The sequence below is a fragment of the Pseudomonas sp. DWP3-1-3b3 genome (assembly GCF_049896305.1).
GTDB lineage: Bacteria > Pseudomonadota > Gammaproteobacteria > Pseudomonadales > Pseudomonadaceae > Aquipseudomonas > Aquipseudomonas azotoformans_A.
Map to the genome: position 1 here is coordinate 565148 of NZ_JAFCUA010000005.1, position 22241 is coordinate 587388.

A 22241-nucleotide genomic window follows, 5' to 3' on the forward strand; every position below is an offset into this window, starting at 1 on the left:
GTTGCCGCCTCTGATTAGCTGCCTTGTATGGAATGCCTGCATGTCGACCCTCACCGCGTCACCCGCCGCTGCAACCAAGACCCCCCAAGCCAGCCCGTTGGTCATGCGCGTCCTCGGCGCCTGCGCCCTGGCGCATTTGATCAATGACCTGATCCAGGCCGTGCTGCCGTCGATCTACCCGATGCTCAAGGCCAACTACGGCCTGTCATTTACCCAGGTAGGCCTGATCACCCTGACCTTCCAGCTGACCGCATCCCTGCTGCAACCGTGGATCGGCTATCACACCGACCGTCATCCCAAGCCGTGGCTGTTGCCGGCGGGCATGGTCTGCACCTTGATCGGCATTCTGATGCTGGCGTTTGTCGGCACCTTCCCGGCGATTCTGCTCGCAGCAGGCCTGGTGGGCGTCGGCTCGTCGACCTTCCACCCGGAAACCTCCCGCGTTGCGCGCTTGGCTTCGGGCGGTCGCTACGGCCTGGCGCAATCGACCTTCCAGGTCGGCGGCAACACCGGCAGCGCTTTCGGCCCCTTGCTGGCGGCCGCGATTATCATTCCCTACGGTCAGAGCCATATCGCCTGGTTTGGGCTATTCGCCGTGTTCGCCATCCTGGTGCTCTACGGTCTGAGCCGCTGGTATCGCCATCACCTCAACCTGTTCAAGCTCAAGCAAGGCGGCAAAGCCACCCATGGTTTGTCCAAAGGCCGCGTGACCTTTGCCTTGGTGGTGCTGGCCGTGCTGGTGTTCTCCAAATACTGGTACATGACCAGCCTGACCAGCTACTTCACCTTCTACCTGATCGAAAAATTCCAGCTGTCGGTCGCAAGCTCCCAGATGTACCTGTTCCTGTTCCTCGGCGCCGTGGCCGTCGGCACCTTCGCGGGCGGCCCGATCGGCGACAAGATCGGGCGCAAGAAAGTCATCTGGTTTTCCATCCTCGGCGCGGCACCGTTCACCCTGGCCCTGCCCTACGTCGACCTGTTCTGGACGGCAGTATTGAGCGTGGTGATCGGGTTCATCATCGCGTCGGCCTTCTCGGCCATCGTGGTGTACGCCCAGGAACTGGTGCCGGGTAACGTGGGCATGATCGCCGGGATCTTCTTCGGCCTGATGTTCGGATTCAGCGGGATTGGCGCAGCGTTGCTCGGTTTGCTCGCGGATACCCACGGTATCGAGTACGTCTACAAGCTGTGTTCGTTCCTGCCGCTGGTGGGCATCCTGACGATCTTGCTGCCCTCGACCAAGGGCGCCTGACCTGCCGATCATCGCCTGGCCGTGTGCCATCACACGGAATGCTCTGAAAAACCTGCGTGTGCGCTTACAATCCCGGTTCTAAACGCACACCAGGCAGACCCGGCAAGAAATGACGCTCGACCCTCCTACGATTTTGGCACTCACCGTTGCCCTGGCAGCCGCTGCCGCCCTGTACCTGGCCGTTGAATGGCGCAGCGTGCGCGAACCCTCGTTGCTGTGCTGGAGCGCGGGTTTCGCCACCATCACTGTCGGTTCCACCCTGGCCCTGCTGCGCCTTAATGGTTACCTGACGATTGGCATCTGGTTCGCCAACGGCTTGCTGGTGACCGCGCACTTCCTGTTTTTGCTGGGCGTGGCGCGGTTCACCCAAACACGGCTGTCGCTGCTGTGGTTGCTGATGCTGGTGGTCTGGCTGGGCATGCTGATGCTGCCGGCCGCCCCTTCCTGGTCCAAAGCCATGCTGGCGGTGCAGTCGCTGCTGGTGGCGTTGCCGACCCTGCGCGCCAGCTTTTTGCTGCGCCCCCACGGCAAATCCCTGAGCATCGGCGCGGTGCAGTTGCGCTATGTGCTACTGATCCATGGCGCGTTCTATGTGGCCAAGGCGCTGTCGGTGCTGATTCCCGGCACCTTGATCGACCTTGCCGCGTTCAAGGGCGAGATCATCCAGATTTCCCTGGTGGAAGGCGCCATGGCGATCATGCTGATCGCGCTGTCGATGACCGGCTCCGAACGCTACCGCCGCGAACAACAGATCGCCCGCCTCGCTGCCCGCGACCCACTGACCGCCCTGTACAACCGCCGCGCCCTCGACCTGCGCGCACCGCGCCTGCTGGCCCAGGTGTCGCCAGCGCAACCCGGTGCGTTGCTGCTGATCGACATCGACAACTTCAAGTCGGTCAACGATCTTTACGGCCACACGGCTGGTGACCGTTTGCTGATCGCCTTGAGCGAGATGATTCGCAGCGTGGTGCCCCAAGGCGCGCTGGCCGCACGCCTGGGCGGGGATGAATTCGTGATCCTGCTGAACCCGGCGTCCACCGAACAGATCGTCGAACTGGGCAGCAGCCTGCGCGACCAGTTCCATCAACTGGCCTCGCAGACCTTCATCACCCCGGCGCCGGTGACCCTGAGCATCGGCGCCAACCTGTTCGACCAGCCGCCACCCAGCCTCACGGCGTTGATCGAGCAAGGCGATACCACGCTGTATGAAACCAAGCGTGGCGGGCGCGACAGTATTCGCCTGGTCGACCGGACCGGCGCCAGTTCCTACGGCTAAAGGTCGTAACTGACCGCCACGCTACGCCCGGTCTTCACCGACTCCAACGCACAGTCCGCCAAATGCAACGCATACAGCCCATCGCGCACGCTGGTGGGCAGTGCCTTGCCGCTGTTCAATGCATCGATGAACTGCGTCAGCTCATTGCGATACGCCTGCGCATAGCGTTCCAGGAAAAAGTGCTGCAACGGCTCCAGCGCCTCGGTGTGTTCGGCGCTCCAATGGCGCAAGGTGCTCGGGCGGTGGTTGTCGGTGAGCAATACGCCATGGGCGCCGGACACTTCCACGCGCTGGTCGTAGCCGTACACCGCCTGGCGGCAGCAGTTGATGTGGCATTGCTTGCCGGAGGCAGTGCGCAGCAGCACCATCACGCTGTCGTAGTCGTCGATTTCGGCCAGGGTTGGGTCCACCAGACGGCTGGCGATGGCGCTGACTTCCACCGGTTCTTCGCCGAGCAGGTGGCGGGCGGTGTCGAAGTCGTGGATGGTCATGTCGCGCAGGATGCCGCCGGAGTGGGCCAGGTAGTCACGCGGCGCCAGGCCGGGGTCGCGGCTGGTGATGATGACCTGGCGCACCGCGCCGATCTGCCCGGCATCGAGGGCCTGGCGCAGGCGCAGCATGTCGGGGTCGAAGCGGCGGTTGAAGCCGAGCATCACCTTGCCGCCTTGGCGCTCCACGGCTTGGGCGGCGCTGCGGGCCTTGGCGATATCCAGGTCAATGGGTTTTTCGCAGAGCACCGCCTTGCCTGCGGCCACCGCCGCCAGGAGCAGGTCGATATGCGTGTCGGTAGGCGTGCCGATCACCACCGCGTCGATGTCATTGCGGGTCAGCACGGCGGCGCAATCGTAGGCGGCCTCGCAACCCAATTGTGTGCTCAGCGCATCGACGCCTTCGCGCCAGGGGTCGGCCACCAGTACCAGCGTGGCATGGGGGTGGGCGGCGACGTTGGCGGCGTGGATCTTGGCGATGCGCCCGGCACCCAGAACGGCGATTCTCAGCATGGTCGAACTCCTGATGTTGTTATTGAGGGAGTAGTTAATCCGGCAGGTTGAACGGTGTGACGATCTGCACCTGGGAGGGCGCAATCGGCCCGGCCTTCCATAGCCGGTGGTACTGCAAGATGTGCAGGAACACGTGGCGCGCATCGATCTGCAGGTTGTGATCGATGATCGCTGCGACTTTTTCTTCGCGCAGCAGCTGGCGGTTTTCTTCGTCGAGGTCGTGGCCGATAAAGACCTCCAGCGGCCGGCCCTGGGCGGCAAAGGCATCGACAATCGCGCGGTTGCCGCCGCCGACGCTGTACACCGCCTTCAATTCGGGATGCTGTTGCAGCGCCTGGGTCACCCGCTCGAAGGTGCGGTCGTACACCCCATAGCCGCCGCTGACATCCAGCACCCGCAAATGCGCGGCGCGCCCACGCAGCCAGGCGCGAAAGCCCATCTCGCGTTCTTCTTCGCCACGGAACAATTCGCTGCCGATCACCACCGCCACGTCCTGGGGCTGCGCCGGCAGCCAGCGTGACATCAGGTAGGCGGCGGTCTGGCCGGCGGTGCGGTTGTCCATGCCGACGTAGCCGATGCGCTCGCTTTGCGGCAGGTCGGTGACCAGCGTCACCACCGGAATGCCCGCCACGATCAGTTGCTTGACCGCCAGGTTTACCGCCGGCTCATCCGCCGCCTTGAGCACCACGCCCTGGCTGCCGGTGTCCAGGCAGCGCAGCAATTGGTCGTGCATGGCCTGGGGCTCGATCTCTTCGAACAGGTGAAAACGCGGGGCGATCCGGAACGGCGCCAGGCTGCCTAGTTGCGCGGTAATCGCCGCCTGCACAGCCGCGCTGAAGCGCTTGGGCGTGTGCATGATCACGTCAACGTGAAAGGTGCGCCCCACCGCCAGGCCGTTTTTCTCCTGGGACTCCAACTCATCCAGCGCCTGCTCGATACGCCGCCGGGTCTGGGCGTGCACGCTGCCGCGCAAATGCAGCACACGGTCGACCGTGGCTTTGCTCACTCCTGCCTGGGTGGCGAGTTGCTTGATGGAGAAGTGTTTGGCGCGTTCGAGCATGGGGTTTCGCCTGAGGTGTTTTTGAGGTGTTTTTTGGGCGTTAGTGAGGTTTCGCAATGCTAGTCTCAGTTTTGCCCGGCGTCGAGCCAGGCGATGAACAACAACAAAAAATCCTGGAGAACTGCATGCCTAACACCGATCTCGCCACGTCGTTCAGCGGCCAATATTTTGTCGTCACCGGCAGCACCCAGGGCCTTGGCGCAGCGGTGGCGCGCACCCTGGCCGAGCGCGGCGCCGCCGGGTTGATCATCTGCGGACGCCGTCGCGCCCAAGGCGAAGAGCAGATACGGCTGCTGGCACAGCTGGATTGCCAGGCGTTTTTTGTCGAGGCGGACCTTGAGAAGGTCGAGGATTGCCGCGCGATCATCGACGCGGCACGCACCCACTTCGGCACCTTGCATGGGCTGGTAAACTGCGCCGGGATGTCGGACCGCGGCACCATTCTTGACACCTCGCCACAGCTGTTTGATCGACTGATGGCGGTGAATGTGCGGGCACCGTTCTTCCTGATGCAGGAAGCGTTGAAGCTGATGATCAGCAACGGTGTGGAAGGCGCGGTGGTGAATATCCAGAGCATCACCGGGCATGGCGGGCAATCCTTTCTCAGTGCCTATGCGGCGTCCAAGGGCGCGCTGGCGATCCTCACCAAGAACGTGGCGTTCAGCGCGCTGCGCAACCGTATCCGCGTGAATGGCCTGAATATCGGCTGGATGGACACGCCCCATGAAGATGACATCCAGCGCCAGTACCACGGCGCCCAGGATGGCTGGCTGGAGAGGGCTGAACGCGCACAACCGTTTGGGCGCCTGCTCAAGCCTGACGAAGTGGCGCGCAGCGTGGCGTTCCTGCTGTCCCGCGAGTCGGGGATGATGACCGGCTCGGTGATCGACCTGGAACAAGGCGTGGTCGGTTGCACCGACGGCGGCAGCCCGCAGCCCAACCAGGCGCTGGGAGGTGTGTGATGTCGGTGTTCGTGACTGAACAGGCCGTGCGCCTGGCGGATTTCAGCGAGCTTTGCGCGCAACAGGTCAATCCCGAGGATTACCCGCTGTGCGCGCAAGTGCTGAACAATGTGCCGATCTATCAGGCCCAGACCCTGCGCAATGCTGAGCGTTTGACGGCGATGAACGAACTGCACCGCCTGTTCCGCGAGGGGCCTGGGGTGATGGTGGTGCGCAGCGCTTATGAAGACCTGGAAGTGGTGGACCGCCACAGCCAGGTGTTCGATGCGATTTTCGCCAACGAGGCCGCGCAAGGGGTGGCCGCCGACCACTTCGCCAAAGCTGGCAGCAATGGGCGCATCTGGAATTCGTTGCAGAAAGCCGCGCTGGAGTCGCCCGCCTCCTTTGTCGAGTACTACGCCAACCCGTTGCTGGGCTTGATCGCCGAGGCATGGCTGGGCCCGAGCTATCAGGTGACCGCCCAGGTCAACGTGGTGCATCCCGGCGGCCAGGCGCAGCAGCCCCACCGCGATTACCACTTGGGGTTCCAGACCAATGACGTCGTGGAGCGCTTTCCCCTGCCCCTGCACCTGTTGTCCCAATACCTGACGCTACAGGGCGCGGTGGCGCATTCGGACATGCCGCTGGAAACCGGCCCGACCCAACTGCTGCCGTTTTCCCAGCAATACGCCCTGGGCTATCTGGCGTGGCGGCGCCCGGAGTTCATCGACTACTTCCAGCAGCATGCCGTGCAACTGCCGCTGAACAAGGGCGACCTGCTGTTCTTCAACCCGGCGCTGTTCCATGCCGCCGGCACCAACCGCACGCCGGACCGCCAGCGCATGGCCAACCTGCTGCAGATCTCCTCGGCATTCGGCAAGCCCATGGAAGCCCTCGACCGCGATCACATGATGCTCGCGGTGTACCCGGCCTTGCTCGATAACACCGCACTGGATGCCCAGGCCGTACACGCCGTGATTGCCTGCACCGCCGACGGTTATGCCTTCCCCACCAACCTGGACACCGACCCACCTTTAAAGGGACTGGCCCCGCAAACCGGGCAGCAGTTGATGCAGCAAGCCCTCGACGAACGCTGGCCGCTTTCGGACTTTGCCGCTGCCGTGGCGCAGATGCGAGCCAAACGCCAAGCGTGAACCCTCTGTTTTAACAACAACAAGAAGAACGGAGCACCACCATGAAGAAGCAAGTCCTTGCGGCACTCTTTACCCTGGCAATCAGCCCCTGGGCGCTGGCCGATATCCGTATCGGCGTGAGCATCGCCCAGGTCGACGATGTCTTCCTCGCGCAAATGCGTGACTACATGGCCGCCCACGCCAAGGCACTGCCCGGCGTGACCCTGCAATTTGAGGACGCCCAGGGCGATGTGGTGCGCCAGCTCAACCAGGTGCAGAACTTCACGGCCCAGGGCATGGACGCGATTATCGTCAACCCGGTGGACACGGCGGCCACACAAAAAATGACCGCCAATGCCCAGCAGGCCAAGACCCCGCTGGTCTACGTCAACCGCCGCCCGGATGCCCAGCAGTTGCCAGCGGGTGTGGGCTACGTGGGCTCGGATGAGGTCAAGGCCGGTGAAATCCAGATGCGCTACTTGGCCGAAAAAATGGGCGGCAAGGGCAACCTGGCAATCATGCTCGGGCTGCTGTCCAACAACGCCACGCACAACCGCACGCTGGGGGTGAAGACTGTGCTCAAGGAGTATCCCGACATCAAGATCGTCGAGGAGCAGACCGCTGAGTGGCAACGCAACAAGGCGATCGACTTGATGAACAACTGGATCGTCTCCGGGCGCAAAATCGATGCGGTGGCGGCGAATGCCGATGAAATGGCGATCGGCGCGGCCATGGCCATCAGCCAGGCGGGCATGCAGCCGGGTAAGGACATCCTGGTGGCCGGCAGCGATGGCGGCCCAGCGGGGTTGGACGCGGTCAAGAAGGGCCAGTTACTGGTGACGGTGTACCAGGACAATAAAGGCCAGGCGGTGGGCTCGATTGATCTGGCGGTGAAGATGGTGAAGAAGGAACCGTACACGGCTGAGCTGACGATTCCTTACCAGCAGATCACCAAGGAGAACTACCAGGCATTTCTCAACCCTTGAGACCTGACAATTTAACAGGGTGAGCGGGCCTTCTGTGGTGAGCGAGCTTGCTCGCGCTGGGCTGCGCAGCGGCCCCAAAAAAGCGGGAGCGCTGCGCACTCCAACGCGGGGCAAGCCCGCTCACCACAGAAAGCCCATTCACCACAGGGAATTTGTGTCAGCCAGTACTCTCGCTAAACGGTTTAAGCCCATTCACCACCAGATAAAGCAACGGCCCCACCGACACAAACACCGCCGTCAGCACAAAATACGGCAGCAACGAAACCACCGAGCGCCCGCGTCGCCGCGCGTCCCGGTACATCCACACACACGCAAGCACCGCCATCAAATACAGGTCGATCACCACCTGCGCGGTGTCCGGCCGCGACATCAATTCGCGGCCAAAGGCCAACAGCGACTGCTCGGCCGTCAGCATCGCTACCAGGGTGTAGAGCGAGAATCCGAGCAAACCGGCCAGGGCGATAAAGCGACTGTTCATGGGTTCTTCCTTGGCGTGATAGAGGCCCCACATTAGTGATAAGGTTCGGCCGCTCGCAATGACCTCGGAGGTCATGATTCCGCCATGGACAACCCTGCTACTGCCGGCGAACACCTGCGCCAATTGCGCCGGCACGCCAAGCTGAGCCAACTCGACCTGGCCCTGATCACCGGCATTTCCCAGCGCCACCTCAGTTGCATCGAAACCGGCCGGGCCAAGCCGAGTCCCGGCACGTTACACAACCTGTTGACCACGCTGGAGGCACCGCTGGAGCAGTGCAACCGCGTATTCCTCGCCGCCGGTTATGCGCCGCGTTACGCCGCCACCCCACTCGCCTCGCCCGCCATGGCAGCGATCCGCGAAGCCGTCAGCCATGTGCTGCACGCCAACAATCCAGCCCCTGCCATCCTGCTGGGCAGCCAGTGGGAAGTGCTGGCGGCGAATGCCAGCACCGGCCTGCTGTTTGAATTGGTGGGTATCCGGGCGGATGCCGCTGAGGGCATGAACTTGCTGACGACGCTGCTGCAGCCAGGCGGCCTGGGCGATCACCTGAGCAACGCCGAGGAGATCCGCACCCTGGCCTGGCAGCGCGCCACTCGCGAGGCATTGAGCAATCCCGAACTGGCCGCATTACTGGCGAGTTTGCCGACACCGGCCAACACCGAACTGCCCGCGCAGATGCCGCCGCTGGTACTGACCCGCGTGCGCTCACGCCAGGGTGAACTGAGCTTTTTGTCCACCTTCACCACGTTTGGCATGCCCCAGGACATCACCCTGACTTCCCTGCGGATCGAACATCTGATTCCTGCGGACGAGGCCACCTGGCAGGTGATGCGCGGCGCTTATGCGGAGTATGCCGCGCTGGTTTTGTGAAATATCTGTCCGTAGACTGCCGCCATACCCCCACTTGAAGGCGGCGAAAAAAACGTGATGCAAGTTACCGAAGTCTCCATTGCCCAATTGCGCGCTGCGCTTGAATCCGGCCAGACCACAGCCGTTGAACTGGTCAACGCCTACCTGGCGCGGATCGACGCCTACGACGGCCCGCAGACCGCCACCGCCTTGAACGCCGTGGTGGTGCGCAACCCCGAGGCCCTGAAAGAAGCCGAGGCGTCCGATGCACGCCGGGCCAAAGGCGAAACCTTGGGGCCATTGGATGGCATTCCTTACACCGCCAAAGACAGCTACCTGGTCAAGGGCCTGACCGCAGCCTCCGGCAGCCCGGCGTTTGCCCACCTGGTCGCCCAGCGTGACGCGTTCACCATCGAGCGTCTGCGCGGCGGCGGCGCCATCTGCCTGGGCAAGACCAACATGCCGCCGATGGCCAATGGCGGTATGCAGCGTGGCGTGTATGGCCGCGCCGAAAGCCCGTATAACGCCGACTACCTGACGGCGCCGTTTGCCTCCGGCTCGTCCAACGGCGCCGGCACTGCGACGGCGGCCAGTTTTGCTGCGTTTGGCGTGGCCGAAGAAACCTGGTCCAGCGGACGCGGTCCGGCGTCCAACAATGGCCTGTGTGCCTACACGCCGTCCCGTGGCGTGATTTCGGTGCGCGGCAACTGGCCGCTCACACCGACCATGGACGTGGTCGTGCCTTACGCCCGCACCATGGCCGACCTGTTGGAAGTGCTCGATGTGGTGGTGGCCGAAGACCCGGACACCCGTGGCGACCTGTGGCGTTTGCAGCCGTGGGTGCCGATCCCGAGCGTCGCCTCGGTGCGCCCGGCGTCCTACGCTGAACTGGCCGTGAGTTGCGAATCCCTCGCCGGCAAACGCTTTGGTGTGCCGCGCATGTACATCAACGCCGACCCTGACGCAGGCACCAGTGAAAAACCCGGCATCGGCGGTCCTACCGGGCAGAAGATCAACACCCGCGCCAGCGTGATCGACCTGTGGAACGACGCGCGCCAGGCCCTGGTTGCGGCCGGTGCCGAAGTCATCGACGTGGACTTCCCGCTGGTGTCCAACTGCGAAGGCGACCGCCCTGGCGCGCCCACCGTGTTCACCCGTGGACTGGTCTCCAGGGAGTTCCTCCACGATGAACTGTGGGAACTGTCGGCTTGGGCCTTCGATGATTTCCTGCGCGCCAACAACGACCCGGCCCTCAACCGCCTGGCGGATGTGGACGGGCCGAAGATCTTCCCCCACGACCCCGGCACCCTGCCCAACCGTGAGGACGATCTGGCCGCCGGCATGGACGAATACGTGCGCATGGCCGAACGCGGTATCACCCCGTGGAACGAGATCAGCACGGTCCCCGATGGCCTGCGCGGTTTGGAACAGACCCGCCGCATCGACCTGGAAGACTGGATGGACACGCTCGGTCTCGACGCCGTGTTGTTCCCGACCGTGGCTGACGTAGGCCCGGCGGATGCCGATGTGAATGAAGCCTCTGCCGATATCGCCTGGAGCAACGGCGTGTGGGTCGCCAACGGCAACCTCGCGATCCGCCACCTCGGCGTGCCGACTGTCACCGTGCCAATGGGCGTGATGGCGGATATCGGCATGCCGGTGGGTCTGACCTTTGCCGGGCGGGCGTATGACGACTCGGCGTTGCTGCGGTTTGCTTCGGCCTATGAGGCCACCGGCAGCAAACGCCTGGTTCCGCCACGTACGCCGGCGCTTTAACTCAGTGCATGGGCACGGCAATCAACAGGATTGCCGTGCCATGGGTCAATGTCGCCGCCAACACGCCATAGCGCATGCGCACCAGCGCGCACGCCAACCCTTCGATCAAGGTGAACAGCAACACTGGCCAGCCCAACTGAGTCACGCTCAAGGCCAGGAACCCATGGCAGGCCGCGAAGGCTACGCCACTGCCCAGTGCCGCGCGCAACGGCGTGACATGCTGCTCCAGATAGCCCTGCAAGCACCCGCGAAACAGCACCTCTTCCAACGCATTGGCACCATAGGCCAACACCACCATGCCCGGCAGCCATACCCAATAACCCGGAATCGCTGACGCTTCGATCCCCTGGTAAAACCGCAGCGGCACACCGATCAAGCAGCCGACCGCGAGCCCGATCATAAGGCCAGCAGCGCGCGGCCCCTTTGACCAGACAATCAGCGCCGCCAAGTCGGGCGCCACCCGCACAAGCGCCGCAATCAACAGCACCGACAAACCGCCCAACACTGCCAGCACAAAGGTATTCGCCGTGAAGCCAAGCTGCACCTCGCTGCCCAGCGACCACAGGCCCAAGGGCGTCATCACATCGCGCATCAGCACGAACGCCGCCAGCAAAATCAGGATACGCAGCGCCGTCAGCGACCGGGGCGTGAGTGCGAACCACAGGCCAAACAAGGCCAGGCCCGGTGCCAGGTAAGTGCTGTAGTGGATCAGTACCGCAATGCCTTGGGTAATCACCGATCTGCGCCGCCGTCGACGTTGCCAACGGCATCGTTTCGGCGTTGCCACTCCTCCACCACATCGCCCAGGGTCTTGGGCACCTCGTTGCGAATCCAGGCCATGAACGGCCGGTCGAACCTGAACCCTGGGCCGCAGTGCTCAAGCATGAAGCGGCGTACGTTTTGAGTGTTTTTGTAGTGCGGGGTTACCGGAGTGGCGCGGGTGAGGGTCTCGCTGTGCCAGTCAAAATCCATTTTGTCTCTCGGGCAGTGTCAGGTTTCGGCAGTAGCATAGCGATGTACTACTGGCTCAGGAAGCGAGGCATGATTCAATCAATGTGTTGGGACATCGTATAAGTCGATCTGTGGTTTGTAATACTTTCAAGTCTAATCTTTTCAAGATATTTCGAAATTTCACTTTCCTTCCCTACCCTAACTATTGCATGGTTGTACGACGACTTAAGCTGTCGTGCCAGCCCCCCACAACAATAAGGAAACACCCATGCAAAACGTCAAAGTGCTGATCGGATTTTTGTGCCTGTTCACCGGTTACGTCGCAGCCGCGCCTGCCCCTGCCGAAAAGGATGTGGCCCAAGCGGTCGACCAACTGACCCAAGCCATGCTGCACCTGAACCTCAAACAGCTTCACGCGCTGACGGCCGACAAGCTCACCTACGGCCACTCCAGCGGCAAGGTGCAGAACAAAGACCAATTCATCGCTGATCTGGAAACCCATACCAGCGCCTTCAAGACCCTGGAAATGCAAAACCAGACCATCACCCTGCAAGGCGACACTGCGCTGGTCCGCAACCACTTCCACGCCCTGGCGGTGAACAGCGGGGTTGAAGTGCCTACCGACATCGACAACTTCCAGGTCTGGCAGAAGCAAAAAGGCAAATGGCTGCTGATCGGGCGTCAGGCCTACAAGTACTGATACCTTGCGGTGAGCCGCTGAAACCGGCTCACCACGCCACCACCTTGCGCACCTTGAGCAACGCTTCGCGCAGTGCCGAGATCGGCACCGAACCCAAGGCCAACCGCAACGCATGCGGGACATGCGCCGAGACGGCAAACGGCTCGGCGGTCGACACGGCAATGTTGTCACGCTGCAAGGCCATGGCGATCTGATCGGCCCGGGCGTCTTCCGCCAGGGGTAGCCACAAGAAGTAGGACGAGGGATGGCTGATCGTGGTCAGCCCTTTGAACACCTGAGCCGCCAGGGCCTGTCGCGCCTGGGCATCCTCGCGCTTTTGCGCCTCAAGCTGCGCCACCGTGCCATCCTCCAGCCAGGCCACCGCTATGGCGCTCATCACACCGGGCACATTCCAGGTGGTGGCCATGATGGTGCGCTCCAGCGTCTTCACCCACTCCATCGGCGCCGCGATAAACCCCACGCGCAGGCCGGTCGCGACACTTTTCGACAGCCCGCCCACGTACACCGTGCGTTCTGGCGCCAGCGTCGCCACCGGTGGCGGTGCGTCTTCAGCGAGGAACGCGTAGGCCGCGTCTTCTATGATCATCAGATTGTGCTGACGGGCGATGGACACCAGCCGTTCGCGCTCGGACAGAGCCATCACCCAACCGAGGGGATTGTGCAGGGTCGGCATGCTGTACACGGCGCGCACCGGCCGCTTGCGACACAGGTTTTGCAAGGCCTGCAGATCCGGGCCGGTCGGCGTCACCGGGATCGCGACAACTTCCAGGTGCAGGGTCTCGGCCAGCACCTTGAAGCCCGAATAGGTCAACGCATCCACCGCAATCACATCGCCGGGTTTGAGCAGCGCCATCATCGTCACCGCCAGGCCATGCTGGGCGCCGCTGACCAGCAGCACCTGCTCGGCGTCGACACTGAGCCCGCGACTGAGCAAATGTCGCGCGAACGCTGCGCGCTCATGCAGGCGCCCGGCGTGGGGCTGGTAACGCAACAGTGCTTCGAGGTCGCCAGACAGCGCCAGTTGGCGCAACGCCGTGCGCAACAGCTCCGCCTGGCCCGGCAATGAGGGGTAATTGAAATTGAGGTCGAGCATGCCCGCCGTCACCGTCATCTGCCCACTGCCCTGCCCTGGCGGCAACGCGATCTCGCGCACGAAGGTGCCACGCCCGGTTTCGCCGCTGACCAAACCCATGGCTTCAAGCTCGGTGTATACGCGGCTGGCGGTGACCAGCGCCAGGCCGTGCTCGGCGGCCAGTTGCCGGTGCGTCGGCAGCCGCGTGCCGGGCGGCATGTTGCCGCTGCGGATGGCTTGGGCAAAGGTATCGACCAGGGACTTGTAGCGGGCGCGCGGCATTGGGATGTATCCATGACAATTTTTTGATTGTCCTAATGCTCGCCCCTAGGATGGCCAGAACGCAACCCCTCCGGCTACGGGCACTCCCTCATGGAACGTACATCCCCCCTCAACACCCTGGATACCAGCACCCAGGGCTGGATCAACGGCTTTATTGGCGTGGTGATTTTCAGCGGCTCATTGCCCGCCACCCGATTGGCCGTGATGGAATTCGACCCGGTGTTTCTCACCATGGTCCGTGCCGCGATCGCCGCCGCCCTCGGCGTGTTTTTGCTGTGGCTGTTCAAGGAGAAACGCCCCGCGCGCAATCAGTGGGTGCCGCTGGCGATTGTCGCCCTCGGCGTGGTGATCGGCTTTCCCTTGCTCACCGCCCTGGCGCTGCAATACGTGACCTCGGCCCACTCCATCGTATTCATCGGCCTGCTGCCTCTGGCCACCGCAGTGTTTGGCGTGTTGCGCGGCGGCGAGCGGCCGCGTCCGGTCTTCTGGTTGTTCTCGATTGTGGGCAGTGGGTTGGTGATGGGTTATGCCGTGGCCCAAGGCTTGAGCGCCGCACCGGCCGGCGATCTGCTGATGCTGCTGGCGGTACTGGTGTGCGGCCTGGGTTATGCCGAAGGCGCCAAGCTCTCGCGCAGCCTGGGCGGTTGGCAGGTGATCTGCTGGGCGCTGGTGGTGTCGATACCGGTGGTGGTGCCGTTGAGCCTGATGCTCGCACCGTCGACCTTCAGCGCCATCAGCCTGCCCGCCTGGTTGAGCCTGGGCTACGTGTCGCTGTTCAGCATGTTGATTGGCTTTGTGTTCTGGTATCGCGGCCTGGCCCAAGGTGGCATTGCCGCCGTCGGCCAGTTGCAGTTGCTGCAACCGTTTTTCGGCCTGGCGCTGGCGGCTGGCCTGCTGCATGAGCAGGTCAGCCTGGGCATGGTGCTGGTGACGGTTGCAGTGATCGGCTGCGTGGCCGGCGCGAAGCGGTTCGCCCGTTAACGCTGCGGTGCGACCATCTTGAACTTGATGTTGATGTCGTTGGACACCACGCTGTTGCCGGCCCACTCACCCTCGCCGATCTTGAAGTCGCCGCGCTTGAGGACGAACTCACCGTCGAACACACCAATGCCGCTCTGCTCCTTGAGCACCACATCCACGTCCACCGGACGCGTGGTGCCCTTGATGGTCAGGTTGCCGCTGATCGTGTAGCGGTTGTCGCCCAAGGCTTTGACGCCGGTGGACTCGTACACGCCCACCGGAAAGGTCGCGGTATCAAACCAGGACGCGCGTTGCAGCTCGTCATTCGCGTCCGGGCTACCCGCGTCAATGCTCGCCAACTGGATCTTGAGCAAGGCATGCCCGGTCTCCGGCTTTTGCGTGTCGAAGGTCAAGGTGCCTTCAAACTCGCTGAACGTGCCGTACACCCGCTGCCCCAATTGCTTGTAGGTGAAGCTGATCTGGCTGGCGGTGCGGTTGACGTCCTTGTACTCCACCGCCTGGGCGCTGGAACCATACGCAAGGATCAAGGCCAGTACGGTGACCGGGGACATAAGACGTTTCATGCAACGCTCCGAAGGAAAGGACACAGGTACTGAACTAACACGCCATACCAGGGATTTATTCCATTCAGGCGTTTGTCCTGCTAAACAGAGTAGTCGCCCCACCCATAATAAGGACGCTGCATGCACACCCCCTCACTCCAGGACATCACCGCGCCGGAAGGCATCTGCTACGGCTGCGGCGGCAGCAACCCCCACGGCCTGCACATCAAGAGCCGCTGGGACGTGGACGGTATCCACCTGGTCGCCGAACACCTGCCCGAGGCCCACTACAGTGGCTGGCCCGACCTGGTCTACGGCGGCCTGATCGCCATGCTGGTGGACTGCCACTCCAACTGGACCGCCATGGCCTACCAGTATCGCGCCGAAGCGCGCGAACCCGGCAGCCTGCCGCGCATCGACTGCGTCACCGGCAACCTGGGCATCAAATTCATCAAGCCGACGCCCATGGGCATTACCCTCACCCTGCGCGCGCGGGTCGACGGTGACGTGGGACGCAAGACCCGCGTGATCTGCGAGGTGTACGCCGGTGACGTGCTGACCGCCATCGGCGATTCGATCTTCGTGCGTGTCGACACCGGCCAATTGGCCGCCGCCGCCCATGGTCGCGAGGGCTGATCCTGGGCTACATTGACCGCCACCGCTAATCGAGGATGCACCGATGACTCGTCTCACCGCGAAAGACTTTGCCCCCGAACTGCTGGAACTCTATGACGGCTACGCCCACGGCAAGATCAACCGCCGAGAATTTCTCGACCGCGCTGCGCTGTTCACCTTTGGCGGCCTCACCGCTTCGGCCCTGCTCGCGGCCCTGAGCCCCAACTACGCGCTGGCCGAGCAGGTGAAATTCACCGACCCGGACATCGTCGCCGACTACATCACCTACCCCTCGCCCAAAGGCAACGGCACGGTGCGCGGCTACCTGGTGCGCCCGGCCAAGGCCACGGGCAAGCTGCCGGCAGTGGTGGTGGTCCACGAAAACCGCGGCCTCAACCCCTACATCGAAGACGTCGCCCGGCGCCTGGCCAAGGCGGGTTTTATCGCCCTGGCCCCGGATGGCCTGACCTCGGTAGGCGGCTACCCCGGCAACGACGAAAAAGGCGTGGCGCTGCAACAGACCGTCGACCCGACCAAGCTGATGAACGACTTCTTCGCCGCCATCGAATGGCTGATGCACCACGACCGCAGCACCGGCAAGGTCGGGATTACCGGCTTCTGCTATGGCGGCGGCGTGACCAACGCGGCGGCCGTGGCCTACCCGGAACTGGGCGCGGCGGTGTCGTTCTATGGACGCCAGCCGGAGGCCAAGGACGTGCCCCGGATCAAGGCGCCGATCATGCTGCATTACGGTGAACTGGATACGCGGATCAACGAGGGTTGGCCGGCGTATGAGCAGGCGCTCAAGGCCGCCGGCACTACGTATGAAGCGTATATCTACAAGGGCGCCAACCACGGTTTCCATAATGATTCGACGCCACGCTATGACGAGGCGGCGGCGAATCTGGCGTGGGAAAGAACACTCGGTTGGTTCAATAAATACTTGGCCTAGTGCTCCAGCGCGTAACGCCGGCAATGGTCGAGGTAGCCCTGCTCATGGCTACCCACCAGTTGCACAACACTGCTCCACAACCAGGACGGCGCATCCAACTGCCTGGAGCGATTTTCCTGCAGCACCGCCATCCAGTCCTTGCGTGTATCGCGGTCCATCTGCCGGGCATGCGCAACGCCCACGACCCGTGCCAGGTAACCCGCCGCGTGCATGGCGTCGATCTCGCTCAACTCGTCCAGCTCCAGCTTCATGTCCTGGGGCAACAGTTCGCGGATGAAGAACCCATGATCCAGAAATCGTGTCGCCACCATGCGCTCCCCCAGGCCCGGTGAGAGCTGGCGCGCGCCCTCCACCACGCGGCGACCATTGTCCCTGGGCATTTTCGCCCGCGCCACACGGGGTGCCGCCGCGCCGACGGCTTCCTTGATGTCGATCAGGCAATACGCCTGGTCATCCTTGTCGCCGACGCCGAGCAAGGCGGCATAACGCAACAAACCGAGCGAGCTGCAGCCCTTGACCCAATAGGCCGAATCCAGCAACTCGACCCTGGTATCCTCGGGGCGCCCTTTGAGCGAGGTGACCAATTGATGGATGTCATCCGAGGCACACAGGGTTTCCAGCGCGTTTTTTTCGGCCCGCGACAACGACCAGAAATGCTTGCCCAAAGGAATGCTCGGCCGGGCGTTTTCAATACGTTCACGCGCCAGGTTTTTCCAGGTGCGCTCCACGGCACTGCGCATGCCGGCCTTGACCTGGGACGGACGCGGCGGGGCTTCGTCGGGTTTATCCTTGAACGCCTGTTCGTAGCCCACCATCATTTCTTCGAGCATGCGTGCGGTGGTGACGCCGGGCAGGTCCGAACCGCGCGCGGCAGTGGCCAGGGACAACGCCAGGCGCACCAGGTCGTGAGCGGGGTTGCCGATCACCGTCTGGTCGAGGTCGCGGATGTGCATGTCGATACGGCCCTTGCTGTCGCCGGTCGGTCCCAGGTTGCCGGCATGGCAATCGCCACAGATCCAGATCGCCGGGCCATGGGGTAGACGCCTGCCGGGCTGGCTGTGCAACCACTCGTAGAATTGCACGGTGCTGCCGCGCACATAGGCGTGGGCCGAGCGCGCCATCTTGAGGTTTCGCAATTGGGTCAGGTGGGACATACGGGCGGAGGGGCGCGGTGTTTTCATGGAATAACTCAAGACAGGTGTTGCGGTAGAGCGCTGCCCTTCGGAAAATGTTTCATTATGTTTCAAAAAAACCTTCAGTGCAGCGCGACCCGCTCCTGCAACCATCCCTTGAACGCCAACATTGCTGGTGTTTCGACCCGCGACTGCAAACGCGTCAACCAATAGCTACCCGTGCTGATACCGACGTCGAACGGCTGGCGGATCGCGTCGCTCTCCAATTGCCGCGAAAACATCATGGCCGGCGCCAGTGCCACGCCGATGCCTTGCAAGGCGGCTTCCATCATCGCCAACGAAGAATCGAACACGATGCTGCGCGGCACCAGGGTATCGGCGGGCAAACCGGCGGCCTGGAACCACAGGTTCCATTCATCGGCGCGGTAGGAGCGCAGCAAGGTGTGTTTAAGCAAGTCTTGCGGTGCGTGCAGTTGCTCGGCCAACTGCGGCACACAGAGTACGGTGAGAGGCGCTTGCAGCAACTCGCAGGCTTCAGTGCCGTGCCAGGCACCCGCGCCGAAGCGAATCGCGTAATCCAGGCCTTCGGCCGCCACGTCGACACGGTTGTTGTGGGTGGAAAGGCGCAGGTCGATAAACGGGTAACGACGTTGAAAATCCGCCAGACGCGGCAGCAACCAACCTACCGCGAACGTGCCAACGGCCCCTACGGTAAGGACCTCGCGATAGTGACCGCCTTCAAACTGCCCGAGGGTGTGGGCGATACGATCGAAGGATTCGCGCAACACCGGCAACAGGGTTTCACCTTCGCTCGTCAGCATCAGGCCCCGTGGCAGGCGCTTGAATAATGTGACATTAAGTTGCGCCTCCAGGCTTTTGACTTGATGGCTCACCGCCGCCTGGGTCACGCACAATTCGATGGCCGCCCGGGTGAAGCTCAGGTGCCGGGCCGAAGCCTCGAACGCGCGCAGGGCGTTGAGGGGCAAATGGGAGCGCAGCATGCTAGACCCTAGATTTTCTAATGGCAGATGCAAGATATCATCGTTTGCCGCGAGGGTGGAACCTGACTAGATTTGCGTCGCCTGCGCAGGCGCCGATCAACAGTGCATCATTTACATGGAAGCGAACCACCATGAACTCCAGCGTACGAAATTTCCTTTTTTCAGCCTTGTTTATCGGGTCCGGCACCTGCATGGCTGCCACCGACCTGCGCCAGGTCGTGGACGGCAGTATTGAACCCCTGATGCAGCAGCAAGGCATCGCCGGATTGTCGGTAGCCGTGGTGAACAAAGGCAAGGTGCAATACTTTAACTACGGCGTTGCCAACAAGGACAACCAGCAGTCGGTGACTCAGGACACGCTGTTCGAGATCGGTTCAGTGAGCAAAACCTTCACCGCGACGCTGGGCGGTTACGCCCAGGCCAGCGGCAAGCTGAAGCTTTCGGACATGGCCAGCCAACACCTGGCAGCACTCAAGGGCAGCGCCTTCGACCGCATCAGCCTGTTGCAATTGGCGACTTACACGCCAGGCGGCCTGCCGCTGCAGTTCCCGGACGCCGCCGACAGCGCCGACACCATGCTCGGCTATTTCCAACACTGGAAACCCGCGTACGCGCCCGGTGCACAGCGTCTTTATTCCAACCCGAGCATCGGTCTGTTCGGCTACCTCAGCGCACAAAGCCTGGGCCAGCCATTCAATGTAGTCATGGAAAACACCCTGCTGCCCAAGCTGGGCCTGAAGAACACCCATGTCAGCGTGCCTGCCGACAAAGCTGACACCTATGCCCAAGGCTACGACAAGGATCAGAAATCCGTACGCGTCGGCCCCGGTGCGCTGGACAGCGAAGCCTATGGCATCAAGACCAGCACCCAGGACCTGGCGCACTACGTGATGGTGAACATGCACCCGCAGACGCTGGAGAAGCCCCTGCAACAAGCCATCGCCATCGCGCAAACCGGTTACTACACCGTAAACGGCACCACACAGGGCCTGGGTTGGGAGTACTACCCCTACCCGATCAAGCTGCAAGCCTTGATTGATGGCAACTCCACACCGATGGCGATGGAACCGCACACGGTGAAGTGGCTGGCCCCGGCCCAGGTACAGCCCGCGAACGTGTTGTACAACAAGACCGGTTCAACCCGAGGTTTTGGTGCCTATGTGGCGTATGTACCGAGCAAGGATATAGGCGTGGTGATTCTGGCGAACAAGAACTACCCAAATGCCGAACGGGTGAAAGTGGCCCATGCGATCTTGAGCGCGCTGGACCACTGATCTCCAGAACCCGGTAGCCGGTTACATACCGAGCCAGTGCGGCAGTGCAAGTGAGATGAACGGCAAGTAGGTGACCATGATCAGGAACACCAACAGAATCATCAACCACGGCAACGCCGCACGAATGGTCTGCCCCAGGCTCAACCCGGTCACCGCCGAGGTCACGAACAGGTTCAACCCCACCGGCGGATGCACCAGGCCGATTTCCATGTTCACCACCATCACGATGCCCAGGTGAATCGGGTCAATCCCCAGCTTCATGGCAATCGGGAAGAAGATCGGCGCCAGGATCAGCACGATGGCCGAAGGCTCCATAAAGCTGCCCGCCACCAGCAGCACCACGTTGACCATGATCAGGAAACCAATCGGCGTCAGCCCTTCGGAGATCACCCACGCGGTGATTTCCTGGGGAATCTGTTCGGTGGTCAGCACATGGGCAAACAGCATGGCGTTAGCGATGATGAACATCAGCATGATCGCCAGGCGCCCGGACTCCAGCAGCACCTTGGGACAATCGCGCAGCTTCATGTCCTTGTAGATGAACAGCGCAACAAACGCCGAGTACACCGCCGCCACCGCCGCCGCTTCGGTCGGGGTGAACATGCCGCTGTAGATGCCGCCGAGGATGATCACCAACAGCAACAGGCCCCAGAACGCGCGACGTGCACAGGTCAGCCACTCGCGGAAGGTCGCCCGTGGTTGCGCCGGTAGCTTCTTGATGCGCGCGACGATGTAGATCGCGATCATCAGCATCAGGCCCAGTAGCAATCCCGGAATCACCCCGGCCATGAACAGCTTGCCGACCGAAGTTTCGGTGGCCGCCGAGTACACCACCATCACGATCGACGGCGGAATCAGGATGCCCAAGGTGCCCGCGTTACAGATGATCCCGGCGCCGAACTCCTTCGGGTAACCGGAACGCACCATGCCCGCCACGGCAATCGAGCCCACCGCCGCCACCGTTGCCGGTGACGAACCGGACAGCGCCGCAAACAGCATGCACGCCAGCACCGCCGCAATCGCCAGGCCGCCACGGATATGGCCGACACAGGCGTTGGCAAAGTCGATCAGCCGTTGTGCCACACCGCCAGTGGTCATGAACGCGCCGGAGAGCAGGAAGAACGGAATCGCCAGGAAAGTATAGGCGTCAGAGGTCTCGAACAGCTTGATCGCCAGGGAACTCACCGAGTCCTGGCTGAACATCAGGATCGACACGGCGCCGGACAGCCCCAGGGAAATCGCAATGGGCACGCCAAGGAACATGAACACAAACAACAACAGGAATAGACAGAGCACGGCCATCAGTGACGCTCCTCATGGCTGCCGGCCAATTTGCTGGCCTCACCAGCCTCGTCGGCCAGCCCCAACCCGACCTGACGGTGGGTAAAGATGCGGTAGAAAATTTCCAGGTAACGGATGAAGACCATGGCAAACCCGATAGGCACGATCACCACGATGTCGCCGACGTCCACGCCGTACTGGTCGAGGTCTTCGGCGCCGATGTGCGCGCCCATCACGGCGCTCACCCACTTGTAGCTGGCGACCATGAACAGCCCGGCATACGCCAGGCAGCACAGGCAGGCAAGCATGCCGAGCACGCGTTGCACCGGGCGCTTGGTCAACTTCACCAGTGCATCCACGCCAAGGTGGCCGGCGGTTCGCACACCATAGGAAATACCGAAGAAGATCAGCCAGCCGAACATGGCCTTGGTCAGCGCCACGCTCCAGGTCATGTCCTGGGCCCAGGTCATGGTGTGATCGCCCAGGGCATTGAAGGAATTGCTGCTCAACGCCCACTTGTCAGCCAGGGCAAAGAACAGTGTGTAGATGTTGTTGAGCATGACGTAGACGAATGTCACCAGGGTCATGGCGGCCAGCAGGAAGGCAATAAAACCTTCCTCCAGGTGCTCCCAGACGCGCCTTAGCGTTTGCATGGCAAAACCTCGCGAAAATGAGATGGGTTATGCAAGGCTCAGGATGGAA

23 protein-coding genes are annotated in these 22241 nt (G+C 62.5%); 12 read left to right on the forward strand and 11 right to left on the reverse strand.

What is annotated here, in order from left to right; all coding sequences use genetic code 11:
• Positions 1 to 40 precede the first annotated feature (40 nt).
• Positions 41 to 1252: an MFS transporter gene (locus ACP7BX_RS18875; protein ID WP_426128564.1), complete on the forward strand. Its 1212-nt coding sequence runs from the start codon at positions 41 to 43 to the stop codon at positions 1250 to 1252.
• A 109-nt stretch (positions 1253 to 1361) separates the two neighbouring features.
• Positions 1362 to 2528, forward strand: a complete 1167-nt coding sequence (locus ACP7BX_RS18880; protein ID WP_426128562.1) for a GGDEF domain-containing protein — start codon at positions 1362 to 1364, stop codon at positions 2526 to 2528.
• On the opposite strand, the gene iolG is transcribed toward ACP7BX_RS18880, so the two are convergent.
• Both iolG and ACP7BX_RS18890 read right to left on the reverse strand, forming a co-directional pair.
• The gene (gene iolG, locus ACP7BX_RS18885) at positions 2525 to 3529 is read right to left on the reverse strand and encodes an inositol 2-dehydrogenase (protein ID WP_426128560.1); all 1005 of its coding nucleotides are present in this window, start codon (positions 3527 to 3529) and stop codon (positions 2525 to 2527) included. The genes ACP7BX_RS18880 and iolG overlap by 4 nt on opposite strands.
• A gap of 34 nt (positions 3530 to 3563) precedes the next feature.
• Complete coding sequence (locus tag ACP7BX_RS18890) at positions 3564 to 4589, reverse strand: LacI family DNA-binding transcriptional regulator (RefSeq protein ID WP_426128558.1); 1026 nt, start codon at positions 4587 to 4589, stop codon at positions 3564 to 3566.
• 125 nt (positions 4590 to 4714) lie between these two features.
• Here ACP7BX_RS18890 and ACP7BX_RS18895 point away from each other — a divergent pair, with 125 nt between their 5' ends.
• From ACP7BX_RS18895 to ACP7BX_RS18905, 3 genes are read left to right on the forward strand one after another with little or no spacing between them, the layout of a single operon-like run.
• Positions 4715 to 5551 (forward strand): SDR family oxidoreductase, encoded by an 837-nt coding sequence (locus ACP7BX_RS18895; RefSeq protein WP_426128556.1) that lies wholly within the window; start codon positions 4715 to 4717, stop codon positions 5549 to 5551.
• Positions 5551 to 6684, forward strand: coding sequence for a phytanoyl-CoA dioxygenase family protein (locus tag ACP7BX_RS18900; RefSeq protein ID WP_426128554.1), 1134 nt, complete (start codon positions 5551 to 5553; stop codon positions 6682 to 6684). The genes ACP7BX_RS18895 and ACP7BX_RS18900 overlap by 1 nt, the downstream gene beginning before the upstream one ends.
• 41 nt (positions 6685 to 6725) lie before the next feature.
• Complete coding sequence (locus tag ACP7BX_RS18905; RefSeq protein WP_426128552.1) at positions 6726 to 7649, forward strand: sugar ABC transporter substrate-binding protein; 924 nt, start codon at positions 6726 to 6728, stop codon at positions 7647 to 7649.
• A 157-nt stretch (positions 7650 to 7806) separates the two neighbouring features.
• Here the strand turns inward: ACP7BX_RS18905 and ACP7BX_RS18910 are convergent, their stop codons facing one another.
• Positions 7807 to 8127 (reverse strand): DUF2834 domain-containing protein, encoded by a 321-nt coding sequence (locus tag ACP7BX_RS18910; protein WP_426128550.1) that lies wholly within the window; start codon positions 8125 to 8127, stop codon positions 7807 to 7809.
• Between the two features lie 84 nt (positions 8128 to 8211).
• Between ACP7BX_RS18910 and ACP7BX_RS18915 the strand changes: the two genes are divergently transcribed.
• Together ACP7BX_RS18915 and ACP7BX_RS18920 are read left to right on the forward strand one after the other, a co-directional pair.
• Entirely contained in the window at positions 8212 to 9000 is a 789-nt protein-coding gene (locus ACP7BX_RS18915) for a helix-turn-helix domain-containing protein (protein WP_426128548.1), read from the forward strand.
• A gap of 54 nt (positions 9001 to 9054) precedes the next feature.
• On the forward strand, positions 9055 to 10755 hold the full coding sequence (locus ACP7BX_RS18920) for an amidase (protein WP_426128546.1): 1701 nt from the start codon (positions 9055 to 9057) through the stop codon (positions 10753 to 10755).
• A 1-nt stretch (position 10756) separates the two neighbouring features.
• Here ACP7BX_RS18920 and ACP7BX_RS18925 read toward each other — a convergent pair whose 3' ends face one another.
• Positions 10757 to 11491, reverse strand: coding sequence for a CPBP family intramembrane glutamic endopeptidase (locus ACP7BX_RS18925; protein ID WP_426128544.1), 735 nt, complete (start codon positions 11489 to 11491; stop codon positions 10757 to 10759).
• A complete protein-coding gene (locus tag ACP7BX_RS18930; protein ID WP_269130796.1) occupies positions 11488 to 11727 on the reverse strand; it encodes a DUF6434 domain-containing protein in 240 nt (79 codons plus the stop codon). The genes ACP7BX_RS18925 and ACP7BX_RS18930 overlap by 4 nt, the downstream gene beginning before the upstream one ends.
• Before the next feature lie 247 nt (positions 11728 to 11974).
• On the opposite strand from ACP7BX_RS18930, the gene ACP7BX_RS18935 reads away from it, so the two are divergent.
• Positions 11975 to 12406: a nuclear transport factor 2 family protein gene (locus ACP7BX_RS18935; protein WP_314526110.1), complete on the forward strand. Its 432-nt coding sequence runs from the start codon at positions 11975 to 11977 to the stop codon at positions 12404 to 12406.
• Positions 12407 to 12434: 28 nt separating this feature from the next.
• Here ACP7BX_RS18935 and ACP7BX_RS18940 read toward each other — a convergent pair whose 3' ends face one another.
• Positions 12435 to 13760 carry a PLP-dependent aminotransferase family protein gene (locus tag ACP7BX_RS18940; RefSeq protein WP_426128541.1) on the reverse strand — a complete coding sequence of 442 codons (1326 nt, stop codon included), beginning with the start codon at positions 13758 to 13760 and terminating at the stop codon, positions 12435 to 12437.
• 90 nt (positions 13761 to 13850) lie between these two features.
• Here ACP7BX_RS18940 and ACP7BX_RS18945 point away from each other — a divergent pair, with 90 nt between their 5' ends.
• Complete coding sequence (locus ACP7BX_RS18945) at positions 13851 to 14741, forward strand: DMT family transporter (RefSeq protein ID WP_426128539.1); 891 nt, start codon at positions 13851 to 13853, stop codon at positions 14739 to 14741.
• Here ACP7BX_RS18945 and ACP7BX_RS18950 read toward each other — a convergent pair.
• On the reverse strand, positions 14738 to 15292 hold the full coding sequence (locus ACP7BX_RS18950) for a YceI family protein (RefSeq protein ID WP_426129110.1): 555 nt from the start codon (positions 15290 to 15292) through the stop codon (positions 14738 to 14740). The genes ACP7BX_RS18945 and ACP7BX_RS18950 overlap by 4 nt on opposite strands.
• Before the next feature lie 132 nt (positions 15293 to 15424).
• Between ACP7BX_RS18950 and ACP7BX_RS18955 the strand changes: the two genes are divergently transcribed.
• Complete coding sequence (locus tag ACP7BX_RS18955) at positions 15425 to 15919, forward strand: PaaI family thioesterase (protein WP_426128537.1); 495 nt, start codon at positions 15425 to 15427, stop codon at positions 15917 to 15919.
• A gap of 43 nt (positions 15920 to 15962) precedes the next feature.
• Positions 15963 to 16850 carry a YghX family hydrolase gene (gene yghX, locus ACP7BX_RS18960; protein ID WP_314526099.1) on the forward strand — a complete coding sequence of 296 codons (888 nt, stop codon included), beginning with the start codon at positions 15963 to 15965 and terminating at the stop codon, positions 16848 to 16850.
• Here yghX and ACP7BX_RS18965 read toward each other — a convergent pair.
• Together ACP7BX_RS18965 and ACP7BX_RS18970 are read right to left on the reverse strand one after the other, a co-directional pair.
• Positions 16847 to 18031, reverse strand: a complete 1185-nt coding sequence (locus ACP7BX_RS18965; RefSeq protein WP_426128535.1) for a DUF2252 family protein — start codon at positions 18029 to 18031, stop codon at positions 16847 to 16849. The two genes, yghX and ACP7BX_RS18965, sit on opposite strands and share 4 nt — an antisense overlap.
• Before the next feature lie 74 nt (positions 18032 to 18105).
• Entirely contained in the window at positions 18106 to 18984 is an 879-nt protein-coding gene (locus ACP7BX_RS18970) for a LysR family transcriptional regulator (protein WP_426128533.1), read from the reverse strand.
• Between the two features lie 131 nt (positions 18985 to 19115).
• Between ACP7BX_RS18970 and ampC the strand changes: the two genes are divergently transcribed.
• Positions 19116 to 20258, forward strand: a complete 1143-nt coding sequence (ampC, locus tag ACP7BX_RS18975; RefSeq protein WP_426128531.1) for a class C beta-lactamase — start codon at positions 19116 to 19118, stop codon at positions 20256 to 20258.
• A 21-nt stretch (positions 20259 to 20279) separates the two neighbouring features.
• Here the strand turns inward: ampC and dctM are convergent, their stop codons facing one another.
• Both dctM and ACP7BX_RS18985 read right to left on the reverse strand, forming a co-directional pair.
• Positions 20280 to 21560, reverse strand: coding sequence for a C4-dicarboxylate TRAP transporter large permease protein DctM (gene dctM, locus ACP7BX_RS18980; protein WP_016979464.1), 1281 nt, complete (start codon positions 21558 to 21560; stop codon positions 20280 to 20282).
• The gene (locus tag ACP7BX_RS18985) at positions 21560 to 22192 is read right to left on the reverse strand and encodes a TRAP transporter small permease (RefSeq protein ID WP_426128529.1); all 633 of its coding nucleotides are present in this window, start codon (positions 22190 to 22192) and stop codon (positions 21560 to 21562) included. The genes dctM and ACP7BX_RS18985 overlap by 1 nt, the downstream gene beginning before the upstream one ends.
• Positions 22193 to 22241: the final 49 nt, after the last annotated feature.